The 12772-nt window shown below is 67.2% G+C and carries 12 protein-coding genes and 1 pseudogene; 7 read left to right on the forward strand and 6 right to left on the reverse strand.

The genetic code is table 11. The features are described from left to right. Positions 1-25: 25 nt before the first annotated feature. Positions 26-817, reverse strand: a complete 792-nt coding sequence (gene trpA / locus QM789_RS11595) for a tryptophan synthase subunit alpha (RefSeq protein WP_420352053.1) — start codon at positions 815-817, stop codon at positions 26-28. Between the two features lie 118 nt (positions 818-935). Here trpA and ychF point away from each other — a divergent pair, with 118 nt between their 5' ends. Beyond that, entirely contained in the window at positions 936-2033 is a 1098-nt protein-coding gene (gene ychF, locus QM789_RS11600) for a redox-regulated ATPase YchF (protein WP_420352054.1), read from the forward strand. Positions 2034-2089: 56 nt separating this feature from the next. After that, a complete protein-coding gene (locus QM789_RS11605) occupies positions 2090-3460 on the forward strand; it encodes a phosphomannomutase (RefSeq protein ID WP_420352055.1) in 1371 nt (456 codons plus the stop codon). Here QM789_RS11605 and eutC read toward each other — a convergent pair. Further along, positions 3457-4191 carry an ethanolamine ammonia-lyase subunit EutC gene (gene eutC, locus QM789_RS11610; RefSeq protein WP_420352056.1) on the reverse strand — a complete coding sequence of 245 codons (735 nt, stop codon included), beginning with the start codon at positions 4189-4191 and terminating at the stop codon, positions 3457-3459. The two genes, QM789_RS11605 and eutC, sit on opposite strands and share 4 nt — an antisense overlap. Then, on the reverse strand, positions 4188-5579 hold the full coding sequence (locus tag QM789_RS11615; protein ID WP_420352057.1) for an ethanolamine ammonia-lyase subunit EutB: 1392 nt from the start codon (positions 5577-5579) through the stop codon (positions 4188-4190). Before QM789_RS11615 ends, eutC begins: the two co-directional genes overlap by 4 nt. Before the next feature lie 159 nt (positions 5580-5738). Here QM789_RS11615 and QM789_RS11620 point away from each other — a divergent pair, with 159 nt between their 5' ends. Together QM789_RS11620 and QM789_RS11625 are read left to right on the forward strand one after the other, a co-directional pair. Then, positions 5739-6008 (forward strand): DksA/TraR family C4-type zinc finger protein, encoded by a 270-nt coding sequence (locus QM789_RS11620; protein WP_420352058.1) that lies wholly within the window; start codon positions 5739-5741, stop codon positions 6006-6008. Between the two features lie 41 nt (positions 6009-6049). Beyond that, on the forward strand, positions 6050-6988 hold the full coding sequence (locus QM789_RS11625; protein WP_420352059.1) for a nucleoside hydrolase: 939 nt from the start codon (positions 6050-6052) through the stop codon (positions 6986-6988). On the opposite strand, the gene aroA is transcribed toward QM789_RS11625, so the two are convergent. Together aroA and trmB are read right to left on the reverse strand one after the other, a co-directional pair. Then, a complete protein-coding gene (gene aroA, locus QM789_RS11630) occupies positions 6978-8321 on the reverse strand; it encodes a 3-phosphoshikimate 1-carboxyvinyltransferase (protein WP_420352060.1) in 1344 nt (447 codons plus the stop codon). The two genes, QM789_RS11625 and aroA, sit on opposite strands and share 11 nt — an antisense overlap. Positions 8322-8381: 60 nt before the next feature. Continuing rightward, positions 8382-9077 (reverse strand): tRNA (guanine(46)-N(7))-methyltransferase TrmB, encoded by a 696-nt coding sequence (trmB, locus tag QM789_RS11635; RefSeq protein WP_420352061.1) that lies wholly within the window; start codon positions 9075-9077, stop codon positions 8382-8384. Positions 9078-9195: 118 nt separating this feature from the next. On the opposite strand from trmB, the gene lexA reads away from it, so the two are divergent. From lexA to QM789_RS11650, 3 genes are all read left to right on the forward strand, one after another. Further along, positions 9196-9894, forward strand: a complete 699-nt coding sequence (gene lexA / locus QM789_RS11640; RefSeq protein WP_420352062.1) for a transcriptional repressor LexA — start codon at positions 9196-9198, stop codon at positions 9892-9894. A gap of 1220 nt (positions 9895-11114) precedes the next feature. Continuing rightward, positions 11115-11978: a multidrug DMT transporter permease gene (locus QM789_RS11645; protein ID WP_420352063.1), complete on the forward strand. Its 864-nt coding sequence runs from the start codon at positions 11115-11117 to the stop codon at positions 11976-11978. A gap of 197 nt (positions 11979-12175) precedes the next feature. After that, on the forward strand, positions 12176-12568 hold the full coding sequence (locus tag QM789_RS11650; RefSeq protein ID WP_420352064.1) for a RidA family protein: 393 nt from the start codon (positions 12176-12178) through the stop codon (positions 12566-12568). A gap of 68 nt (positions 12569-12636) precedes the next feature. On the opposite strand, the pseudogene QM789_RS11655 reads toward QM789_RS11650, so the two are convergent. Continuing rightward, positions 12637-12729: pseudogene (locus QM789_RS11655) on the reverse strand (amino acid ABC transporter ATP-binding protein); the annotation flags it as partial. Positions 12730-12772 lie beyond the last annotated feature (43 nt).

Below are 12772 nucleotides of genomic sequence, written 5' to 3' on the forward strand. Positions count from 1 at the left end.
CGGGAATGGGTCAAGTCAACGCGCGTCAGGCGGCGTGAGCACCGCCCGCCAGTTCCGCCACCCGGGCCAGAACCTCGTCCACCGGGCACCCCTCGCCGATCAGCTTGACGATCGCCGAACCGATCACGCAGCCATCCGCCACCCCGGCGATGGTCCGCGCCGCCTCGGGCGAGTTGATGCCGAAGCCCACCACCACCGGCAGGTCGGTCTGCGCCTTGATCCGCGCGACCTCGGGACCGACGGCATCGGCCTGCGCCGCCTGCGCGCCGGTGATCCCGGTGACCGAGACGTAATAGACGAAGCCCGAGGTGTTCTGGAGCACCTTCGGCAGGCGCTTGTCATCGGTCGTCGGCGTGGCGAGACGGATGAAGTTGATCCCCGCCGCCTGCGCGGGCAGGCACAGTTCCACGTCCTCCTCGGGCGGCAGATCGACGACGATCAGCCCGTCGATACCGACCCGCACCGCCTCCGCCAGGAAGCTCTCGACCCCGCGCGAATAGATCGGGTTGTAATAGCCCATCAGCACCACCGGCGTGGTCGTGTCGCCCTTGCGGAACTCCGCCACCATGTCGAGCGTCTGCTGAAGCGTCTGGTGATGGTCGAGCGCGCGCTGCCCGGCATGCTGGATCGTCGGGCCGTCAGCCATCGGATCGGTGAAGGGCATGCCCAGCTCGATCACATCCACCCCCGCCGCGGGCATCCCCTTCATCACCGCGAGCGAGGTGGCGATGTCCGGATCCCCCGCCATCAGATAGGCTACGAAGGCCTTCTTCCCCTCGGCCTTGAGTGCGGCGAATTTGGCGTCGATCCGGGTCATGTGCGCGTCCTCTCTGTTCGGCTCCGGTTTGCGGCATGGGGGCGGGAAAATCAATGGGGGCATTGCCTGCCGGGCGCGGCTTGCCTATGAAGCGGCGAGATTTCGACAGGAGTGGATCATGGGCTTCAAGATGGGGATCGTCGGCCTGCCGAACGTAGGCAAATCGACGCTGTTCAACGCGCTGACGAAAACCGCCGCCGCACAGGCCGCGAACTTCCCCTTCTGCACGATCGAGCCCAATGTGGGCGAGGTCGCGGTGCCGGATCCGCGGCTCGACAAGCTGGCGCAGATTGCCGGCTCGAAGCAGATCATCCCGACGCGGATGACCTTCGTCGATATTGCGGGCCTCGTGAAGGGTGCGTCGAAGGGCGAGGGTCTGGGCAACCAGTTCCTGGCCAATATCCGCGAAACCGATGCCATCGCCCACGTCCTGCGCTGTTTCGAGGATGGCGACATCACCCATGTCGAAGGCCGGATCGACCCCGTGGCCGACGCCGAGACGATCGAGACCGAGTTGATGATCGCCGATATGGAATCGCTCGAAAAGCGGCTTCAGGGCATCGCGCGCAAGGTGAAGGGTGGCGACAAGGACGCGCTGGATCAGGAACGGCTGATGAAGGCCGCGCTGGCCGCGCTGGAATCGGGCAGGCCCGCCCGTACGGTCAAGGTCTCCGAGGATGACCGCAAGCAATGGGGCATGCTGCAACTGCTCACCGCGAAGCCGGTTCTCTATGTCTGCAACGTCGAGGAGGCATCGGCCGCCACCGGCAACAGCAAGACCGAAGCGGTGGCGAAGATGGCCGCCGAGCAGCATGCCGGGATCGTCATCATCTCCGCGAAGATCGAGGAGGAAATCTCCCAGCTCGACGCCGAGGAAGCGGTGATGTTCCTTGAGGAACTGGGCCTGCACGAAGCGGGGCTCGACCGGCTGATCCGCGCGGGCTACGAATTGCTGGGCCTTGAGACCTATTTCACCGTCGGGCCGAAGGAAGCCCGCGCCTGGACAATCCGCAAGGGCACGATGGCGCCGCAGGCCGCCGGCGTGATCCATGGCGATTTCGAGCGTGGCTTCATCCGCGCCGAAACCGTCGCCTATGAGGATTATGTCAAATACAACGGAGAATCCGGCGCCAAGGAAGCCGGGAAATTCCGTGTCGAAGGCAAGACTTACGAAGTTCAGGACGGCGACGTGCTGCATTTCCTGTTCAACGCCTGAGTTGCATCGCCCCGGCCCCCGGGCCATAGAGGGGCAACGCATCACAGGAGAGCATGATGGCCCCGAAATTCGGCACCAGCGGCCTGCGTGGCCTTGTCGTCGAACTCACACCCGAACTGGTCGCGGATTACACCCGCGCCTTCATCGCCGCCTGCCCGACAGGCGGGGCGGTGATGGTCGGGCAGGATTACCGGCCCTCCTCGCCCGCCATCGCGGCGATGGTGCTGCGGACGGTGCGCGAAGCCGGGCTGCGGGCGATCGACCTTGGCGCGCTGCCCACGCCCGCGCTGGCGCTGGCCTGTATCGGGGCGGGCTGTGGCGCGGTGATGGTCACCGGCAGCCATATCCCGGCCGACCGCAACGGGCTGAAATTCTATGTGCCGACGGGGGAGATCACCAAGGACGACGAGGCGAAGATCCTCGCCGCGCTCGGCACGGCACCCGGCACCGGCGCGGGTCCGGCAGAGGCCGATCCGCAGGCCGGGGCACGTTATGTTGCGCGCTATGCCACGGCCTATGGTCCGGTGGCGCTGAACGGGCTGCGGATCGGGGTCTATGAACATAGCTCCGTCGCGCGCGAGATCCTGAAGCAGGTACTGGCCGCGCTTGGCGCCGAGGTGGTGCCGCTGGCGCGCTCCGAAACCTTCATCCCTGTCGATACCGAGGCGGTGGATCCGGTGACCCGGACCCTTTTCGCGCAATGGTGCCGGGACAATGCGCTCGACGCGCTGGTCTCGACCGATGGCGATGCCGACCGGCCGATGGTCACCGATGCCTCGGGCGAGGTGATCCCGGGCGACATTCTGGGGGCGCTGACGGCGCGCAGCCTGGGCGCCGAGGTGATCTGCACGCCGGTATCCTCGAACAGCATGATCAACGAGATGGGCTTCGGCCGGATCGTGAAAACGCGGATCGGCTCCCCCTTCGTCATCGCCGCGATGGAGGAGGAGACCGGCGCCGTGGTGGGCTATGAGGCGAACGGCGGCTTCCTGCTGGGCTTTGCCGCGCAGGGACCGGCGGGGCCGCTTGCGCCGCTGATGACACGGGACTGCGTGCTGCCGATCGTTGCGCCGCTGGCCGCCGCGAAGGCCGCCGGGCTGAGCCTCGCCGATCTGGTCGCCGCCCTGCCGCCGCGCTTCACCGCCGCCGACCGGCTGACCGAGATCCCGACCCAGAACGCGCAGGCGCTGATCGCCGAGCTGAAGGACGATCCGGTCCGGCGCGATCAGTTCTTCACCCCGCGCCGGGTGGAGTTGGTCGATCTGACGGATGGGTTGCGTGCGACGTTGGCCGATGGCGCGGTGGTGCATCTGCGGGCCTCGGGCAATGCGCCGGAATTCCGCTGCTATGTCGAGGCGGACAGCAAAGCCGCCGCCGCCGCCCTGCTCGCCACCTATCTCGACCGTCTGGCGGCGCGGCTGCGCTAACCGATCTGCGCGGGGCCGGTCTCTCCGGCGATCGGCACCGCGCGCGGCAGGGCCACGCCCGAAATCCGGGCCCGGCGCATCTGTGCCAGCAGGCCCGCGATCCGATGCGCCGCTTCCTCCGGGTCCAGCCCGCCGGGGCGGATGTTGGAGATACAGTTGCGGCGGCTGTCGGGCAGACCGGGCTCCGGCGCCCAGGTGACATAGGCGCCCAGGCTGTCGGCGGCGGACAGGCCCGGCCTTTCGCCGATCAGCAGGACGACCGCCTCCGCCCCCACCGCCGCGCCGATGTCGTCGCCAATCGCCACCCGGCCCCGCTCCGCCAGAACCACCGGCGCGGGTGTTTCGCGCAGCGCCTGTAGCGCGGCCACCACGGTTGCCGCATGGGCATCCACCGCCGTCGCCGAAAGCCCATCGGCCACCACGATCACCAGATCCGATTTCGGCAGGTCGAGCACTGCGCCCGGCGCCAACCTGCGGCCCAGATCCGGACGCCGGACGTAGGCGGCGCGGTCTGGCGCTGCGCTCGCCACCGTGGCGGTCGGATAGCCGGCAAAAGCCGCGCGCAGGGCGGGCAGGTTCATGTCGGACCAGACCGCCTCCCGCGCGCGGGCATGGTCGAGCGCGAAGGCCAGCGCCGCCCGCGTCGGCAGGCCGGAACCCGAATGGCCAAGCGCCACCCGCGCCGCCGTCATCGCGCGCAGCCGCGCGGCCAAGGGTGCGGGCAAGGTCATGCGGCCTCCAGCAGCGGCACGCCGCGCAGCCGGTCGATCAGCGCGGCACCATCCGACATCCGTCCCCCCGCGTCCAGCACACCCATCCGTTCCAGCCAGGCGGCGAATTCCGGCGCGGGCGGACGGCCCAGCGTTTCACGCACGAACACCGCATCATGGGCCGAAAGGCTTTGATAATTCAGCATGATGTCATCCGCCCCCGGCACCGCGATGACGAAATTCACCCCTGCCGCGCATAGCGAAATCAGCAGGCTGTCCATATCCTCCTGATCGGCATCGGCGTGGTTCGTATAGCACACATCCACCCCCATCGGCAGGCCGAGCATCTTGCCGCAGAAGTGGTCCTCCAGCCCGGCCCGGATGATCTGCTTGCCATTGAACAGGTATTCCGGTCCGATGAAGCCGACCACCGTATTGACCAGCAGCGGGCGGAATTCGCGCGCGACGGCATAGGCGCGGGTCTCCATCGTCTGCTGATCCATGCCGAAATGCGCATTGGCCGAGAGCGCCGCGCCCTGACCCGTCTCGAAATACATCACATTGTCGCCAATGGTGCCACGGTTGAGCGCCAGCGCCGCTTCATAGGCTTCGCGCAGAACATGAAGATCGACGCCGAACCCCTTGTTTGCCTTTTGTGATCCGGCGATGGACTGAAACACCAGATCAACCGGCGCGCCCTGGGCCATCGCCTCGATCGCCACGGTGACATGGCCAAGGCAACAGTGCTGCGTCGGGATGTCCAGCGACAGCCGAAGATCGTCCAGCAGGGTGACGATGCGGGTGTAATCCTCGACCGTATCGGTCGCCGGGTTGACGCCGATCACCGCATCACCCGTCCCCATCATCAGCCCATCCACCGCCGAGGCGAGGATCCCCCGGCTGTCGTCCGTCGGATGGTTCGGCTGGTTGCGCGTCGCCATCCGGCCGGGCAGGCCCAGCGTATTGCGGAACCGCGTCACCACCCGCCGCTTCGCCGCCACCGCAACAAGATCCTGCAACCGCATGATTTTGCTCACGGCGGCGACCATCTCCGGGGTCAGGCCGGGGCTGACCTCCTCCAGCGCCACATGCCCGGTCGCAGGCGACAGCAGCCATTCGCGGAACTCCCCCACCGTCATATGCGCGACGGGCGCGAAGGCCCGGGCATCGTGGCGGGCAAAGATCAGATCGGTGATTTCATCGCCTTCGACCCCCAGAATATCCTCTGCCAGAAAATCCCGCAGCGGCAGGTCGGCCAGCGCGATCTGCGCCGCCAGCCGCTCGACCGGCCCATCGGCCGCCACCCCCGCCAGCTGGTCGCCCGACCGCTCCGGCGTGGCCCGGGCCAGCAGCTCCTTGAGCGAGCCGAAGCGGTAGCGCGTCTGGCCGATGACCGTCGCGTAACCCATGGATGTCTCCCTGTTTTGCCTCAGGGTTCAGCACTTCGGCATGCCCTGTCAAGGCATCCGCCCGGTTTCCGGGCGCCGGACCCGCGCGATGCTGAACCATTGGGCAGGCCCTCTTGTGGTGCCGGGATCGCGCGCTAAGTTGGGGGAAAGGAGAGCGACATGGCCGGTGGCTGGGCGCGCGACGGCGCGGTGAACGAACAGATCGACGCCTCGATCGAGGATGAATTGAAGCGGTTGCAGACCCGCCGCGCCCCGGTGGGCGAAAGCCTGACCGAATGCGCCGAATGCGGCGAGGAGATCCCCGAGGCCCGCCGCATCGCAATCCCCGGCGTCAAGCTCTGCATCGACTGCCAGAAGGCCCGCGACACCCGGCATCAGGCGCGCGGCGGCATCAACCGGCGCGGCTCCAAGGACAGCCAGTTGAAGTGACCGCGCCGCACGGCTAAGCCGGGACAAACACGGAGGCCCCGATGCACAAGGTCATTTTCGACACCGATCCCGGCGTGGACGACGCGCTCGCGCTTTACTACCTGCACCGCCACCCGGAGGTGGACCTGCTGGCGATCACCACCGTCTTCGGCAATGCGCCGGTGTCGCTGACCACCCGCAACGCGCTGTTTCTCAAACAGGAATGGCACATCCCCGCGCCGGTCGCGAAGGGCGCGGCCGGGCCGCTCGGTCGGGGTGGCACCGAGCATTGGCCCGTCCATATCCACGGCCATGACGGGCTGGGCAATATCGGCGTGCCGGAGGCCGTGGGCGCACCCGATCCCCGCCCCGCGCATCGGCTGATCATTGATCTGGTCCGGGCGCATCCGGGTGAAGTGACCCTTGTCGCCGTCGCGCGGATGACGAACCTTGCGCTGGCGCTGCGCGAGGCGCCGGAGATCGCCGGGCTGGTGAAACAGGTGATCCTGATGGGCGGCGCCTTTGCCGTGCCGGGGAATGTCACCCCCGCCGCCGAGGCGAATATCTTCGGCGATGCGCAGGCGGCGGATGAGGTCTTCGGCGCGCCCTGGCCGGTATTGGCGATCGGGCTCGACGTGACGCGGCGGGTGGAGATGACGCGGGCGGAGATCGAGGCGCTTGGCGCAGAGAGCCCCGATCTTGCGCTGCTGCGGGATCTGTCGCTGGATTATGTGGGCTTCTACGAGACGCTTGGCCATCGGGGGATGGTGGTGCACGACTGCTGCGCCTGCGTGGCGCTGACCGATCCCGGCCTGTTCGCCACGCGCGCCGCCCGGGTGCGGGTGCTGAGCGGCGGCATCGGCACCGGAATGACCGTGGCCGCGCCGCAGGACATGACCTTCCCGCCGTCGGACTGGGACAACGCCGCGCTGCAATCCTATGCGGAGGGGATCGACCCGGAGGCGGTGCTGGACCGCATCCGCCGGGTGATCACCGCGTAACCGGGCCAATATCGGCGCCGAGGCCACGCATCAGATCCTCGAACGCCGGGAAGGAGGTCGCGATCGGGCTGCCGTCATCCACCGTCACCGGCAGGTCGCTGACCAGCCCGAGCACGAGGAAGCTCATCGCGATCCGGTGGTCGATATGGGTGGCGCAGGTCGCGCCGCCCGGGATGCGGTCCTGTCCGTGGACGATCAGCGTGTCCTGATCCTCCTCGATCCGCAGGCCGCAGGCCTCCAGCCCCCGGGCCATGGCGTCGATCCGGTCGGATTCCTTGACCCGCAACTCCTTCACCCCGCGCATCATGGTGGCGCCCGTGGCCGTCGCCGCCACCACAGCCAGCACAGGGTATTCGTCGATCATCGAGGCCGCGCGTTCGGGCGGCACCTCCACCCCGTGCAGGCGCGAATGCCGCACGCGCAGATCGGCCACCGGCTCGCCGCCCTCTTCGCGCGGGTTCTCAAAGGTGATGTCGGCGCCCATTTCGACCAGCGTGGTGAACAACCCGTTGCGCGTCGGGTTCTGGCTGACGCCCGGCACCAGGATCTCCGACCCCGGCACGATCAGCGCGGCACAGACCGGGAAGGCCGCCGAAGACGGATCGCGCGGCACCGCCACCGATTGCCCGGTCAGATCGGGCTGGCCCTGAAGCGTGATCACCCGCCCCTCCGGCGTTTCTTCCACCGTCAGATCGGCGCCAAAACCGCGCAGCATCCGTTCGGTATGGTCGCGGGTCGCTTCCTTTTCGATCACCACGGTCTGCCCCGGAGCGTTCAGCCCGGCCAGCAGCACCGCCGATTTCACCTGCGCCGAGGGCACCGGCGTGGTGTAGCACACCGGAACCGGCTCCGCCGCGCCGACCAGCGTCATCGGCAGCCGCCCGCCCGCGCGCCCCACCGCCCGCGTCCCGAACAGCGCCAGCGGATCGGTCACCCGCCCCATCGGCCGCTTGCGCAGGCTGGCGTCGCCCGTAAAGGTCGCCGTGACCGGAGAGGTCGCCATCGCCCCCATGATCAGCCGCACGCCGGTGCCGGAATTGCCGCAGTCGATGATGTCCCCAGGCTCGGCAAAGCCACCCACGCCCACACCGTCCACCGTCCAGTGCCCCGGCCCCAGCCGCGTGACGGTGGCGCCAAAGGCCCGCATCGCCTTCGCGGTGTCCAGAACGTCCTGCCCCTCCAGCAGGCCGGTGATCTCCGTCCGCCCGATCGACAGCGCGCCCAGGATCAGTGCCCGGTGCGAAATGGATTTGTCGCCCGGCACCTCGGCCACACCGGACAGGGCCGCGCCCCTGCGCGCGATCATCGGAACTGGTTCACCGTGGCCGGACATGAGGCGCCTCCCTGAATTGGTCGGCCCCTGTTAGCCTATGCGGCGCCGCCCCGGAAGGGGTCAGCGGCGGAAGGTCGCGTAGTCGGGCACCCGGCCCTCGCGCAGCGCCTTCTGTTCGTAGCGGGTCGAGATCCAGTCCCCCCACGGCGTGCCGGAATGCGCGGTCAGGGCAAAGCCCGCCTTCGGCGCCTCTTCCAGCGCCTGCTCCATATAGCTCGGAATATCCGTCGCCACGCGGAATTCGGCGCCCGGAGTCAGGATCCGGCGCAGCGGCAGCAGGTAATCCGGCGTGACGAAGCGGCGCCGGTGGTGGCGCGCCTTCGGCCAGGGGTCGGGATAATTCAGGAAGGCCCTGGAAATACTGCCGTCTGGCAACACATCCATCAGGTCGCGCACATCGCCCGGGTGCACGGCCAGATTGGTGACCCCCGCCGCCCGGATCTTGCCCAGCAGCATCGCGACGCCGTTGATGAAGGGTTCCGCGCCGATGATGTTGATGCCGGGATAGGTCGCGGCCATATGGACCAGATGCTCGCCGCCGCCAAAGCCGATTTCCAGCCAGGCGGGGTTGTCATTGCCGAAGATCGCCGCCGGATCGACCGGATCGCGCGCCGGGTTTTCCTCGCGCGTGATGCCGCGCGGGCGCAGGCTCTCCAGATCTTCGCTCAGATAGGCCTTCTGGCTCGCCCTCAGCGTCTTGCCGGAGCGGCGGCCATAGAAATTGCGCCAGGCGGGGGTTTGCGGATCCTCGGTCATGCGCGGCCTGTATGCCGCGCGGCGCCTTGGGTCAAGCCCGAAGCCCTTGACACGAAACAGGAACACCGATAGAACCTTGCGCGAACAATAGATTACCGACAACACGGGGCCCTGCCGGATGCTGACGCGCAAGCAATTGGAATTGCTGGACTTCATTCAGAAACGCGTTGCACGGGATGGGGTACCGCCCTCGTTCGACGAAATGAAGGATGCGCTCGACCTGCGCTCGAAATCGGGGATTCACCGTTTGATCACTGCCCTTGAGGAGCGCGGCTTCATCCGCCGCCTGGCCCACCGCGCCCGCGCGATCGAAATCGTCAAGCTGCCGGATGCGCTGGAAACGGGGGAAAAGGCGCCCGGTTTCGCCCCTCGGGTGATCTCCGGCGACCGGGTAGATCCGCCGCGTGGCGCTCTGCCCGTCGCCGCGATCGGGGCGGTCGAAATCCCGGTCATGGGCCGGATCGCCGCGGGCGTACCGATCGAGGCAATCGCCGAGGTCTCCCATCACGTCGCCGTGCCGGGGCCGATGGTTTCGGGCCGGGGCGAGCATTACGCGCTGGAGGTCAAGGGCGATTCGATGATCGACGCCGGGATCAACGATGGCGATGTCGTAGTGATCCGGGAGCAGACCACGGCGGACAATGGCGATATCGTCGTCGCGCTGGTCGAGGGGGCCGAGGCGACGCTGAAACGCTATTTCCGGCGCGGCGGGATGATCGCGCTCGAAGCGGCAAACCCGGCCTATGAGACCCGTTTGCTGCGCGAGGATCAGGTGAAGGTCCAGGGGCGGCTGGTGGGCTTGATCCGGACCTATTGACCCATCGCAACTGTCACCCGGGTGAGGCGGTGTGTCCCGTCACGCCCGGCAGGTATGGGTTTTGGTTATCGCTGGCTACAGTCTATTGCGGCAGGATAAAGCTATTGCCTGTTCGGCAGGTCTCTCCCGCCATGGTCAGCAACAGGATCCAACAACGCGTGAACGCGTGTGCGACCTGCCACTGTGGATTGATCCCCCGTTGCCCGCGCACGATTGCGGGTTGGCCCGTCCTCGCAGGCCGCCCCTTTCTGCCAGCAGCGGAATCCTGCGGCTGTAGAGGGCTGAATTCTCCGGAAAATGCCCGCGTCGATTGCCCCCGCGACTTTGCCACTCATCGGGAAGGCACGCGCGTGGAAAAGCATGGTGTCCGATCCGACGCGCGCCAATATCTTCCCTCCTCACGCGGGAAAGATGAGCGGTGTGGACAACCTGTTGATTGCGGATATTGATTCCCCCGTGCAGGGAAGAAGAATTTTGCGACAGTAAATACGGTCGAGGACGTCCGATGCCCCCGCGCGCGGGGACGAAGAGTGATCGCCGGGGCGTTGGCCATTTCCTGCGCCCGATGCCCCCGTATGGGGACGAAGAGTTAGTGCCGCAAATATCCGTCACGGCGGCGGTAGTACCCTTCGCGCGGGGCAGATGATTTGACTTATTGTCTTGCAATGCTCCCTCCGCGTGCGGGGAAAAGGAGTGTTGGCTGCGACGGGCGGCGGCTGCATATCCCCTCAGCGCGCGGGGATAATGAATGGCCATTTCGCCGCGTATCATCGGATAGTCCCCTCCACGCGCGGGAAAGATGGCGTGGTGTGCGCCTACGGGAGTGTCCCGAATAGGTTTTCCCACGAGAAGGCTCTCCCATTCGATCAACACCGATGTCAGTCTCCGGCGCCGGGCAAAAACGTTCACGCGCTACCTATTCCGGCTCCGCCTATCGCCATGCGCCCCCACCACCGAACATCATCACCGAAGGCTGCATTCCGGACCCGTCAGGCATCGCCCGGAACCCGTCCCCCCGCCAGATGACCAGCGGGCTTGATCCCCCTGTCCGGCACGGGTTAAGGTCAGGGCATCGACTGAGTGGCAACCAGGGTTCCGGGCATCCGCCGCAGGACCGAGCGTTGCAGAGACCGGGGAGTTCCCGGCTGCACCCAAGGGACAAAAGCCCAGGGGAGGAGACGTCGGGATCAACCGCGCCAACCGGCGCAAAGGGGGTCTCCATGACGCTTGCCTCGGTATTTCTTGTCGTTCTCGCTGCCTTCATCCATGCCGGTTGGAACCTGCTGGCCAAACGGGCGGCCCCGGTCGGGCCGGTCTTCGTCTTTGCCTACAACCTGATCTCCTGCATCGCCTATGCGCCCTGGGTGATGTGGCTGCTGATGCAAGGCCGCATCCATTGGACCGGGGCGGGCATCGGCTTCGTGCTGCTCAGCGGGCTGATCCATCTGGCCTACAGCCTGTGCCTGCAACGCGGCTATCAGCTGGCCGATCTGTCTGTTGTCTATCCCGTGGCGCGCGGGACCGGGCCGATGCTGTCGAGCATCGGCGCCTTCGTGATCCTTGGTGAAATGCCTAGAGGTATGGGCCTTGTGCTGGTCGTCACCGGCATCCTGCTGATCGCCACGCAGGGACGGCTTGCCGCCTTCACCCACCCCGGCGGGCAGGCGGGGGTACGATGGGGCACGGCGACGGGCGGGCTGATCGCCGGCTACACGGTGGTGGATGCCTATGCGGTCAAGGCCCTCGGCATCGCGCCGGTGGTGCTGGATTGGGTATCGAACCTGTTGCGGTTCGGGCTGCTGCTGCCGCTGGTGCTGGCCGATCCGCTCCGGGCGCGCGGCGCGATGCGGGGGCATTGGGGGACCGCGCTCGGAGTCGGGCTGCTGTCGCCGCTGTCCTATATCCTCGTGCTGGCGGCGCTGACGGATGGTGCGCCGCTGAGCGTGGTGGCGCCGATGCGCGAGATGTCGATGATGGTCGGCGCGTTAATGGGGATGCTGATCCTGCGCGAGACGGTGGGGCCATGGCGGCTGGGCGGCTGCGGGGTGCTGATCTTCGGGGTGGTCCTGCTGTCGGCATCGTGAGGCCCACGGCAGAGATCAACCGAGGCACCTTGCCACGGCCGCCGGGCGAACACCATGCCTCTGCGGACCGGACGGATTGTTGCCTTGCCCCCACCCGCGCCGGATAGGCCCGCCCTATGATTGCGATCCGCGGGGCGGCGTGAGCTTTCCCACCGCCTGCGCTAGAATGCCCGGATCTGCGGCAAAGGAGCCCCCCGATGGACAGGATCATCCTCCATATCCCGGTCATCTCAGAGACGCTGCACCGGATCGGCGCGCCGGTTTCGGCGCTCGTCCGGACGGGTGGGATGCTTTACACCTGCGGGATGCCGCCGATCGACCACCGCACCGGAGAGATCGTGCGCGGCGACATCAGGGCGCAGACCCGCGCCGCGCTGGACTCGCTGGAATTCGCCCTCACCTTCGGTGGCTCGTCGCTGGCGCGGGCGGTGAAGGTGACGGTCTACATCGTCGACAACGCCCTGACCGGTGAGATGAATTCGGTCTATCGCGACTATTTCCCGGATGGCTTTCCGGCGCGCACCTGTCTTGAAGTCGCGGCCTGGCCCGCCTTCGACATCGAGATCGAATGCGTTGCGCCCGTGATCTGAATGCCTCTCAATGCCTGAGGAACTGCTTGGTGCGCTCTGGGGGGGCTGCTCGACGATCTGGCCGTCGGCACCCGGTTCGCGACGGCCTGCGCAAAGCCCATTTCGTGGGTGACGCAAAGCATCGTCCTGCCCTCCTCGGCCAACTGGATCATCGTGTCGAGCGCCGATGTCGGCCCTTAGGACAGCATGCACAGGCTGCGCGTG

It is taken from the genome of Paenirhodobacter sp. (assembly GCF_047600745.1).
Taxonomy (GTDB): domain Bacteria; phylum Pseudomonadota; class Alphaproteobacteria; order Rhodobacterales; family Rhodobacteraceae; genus Rhodobacter.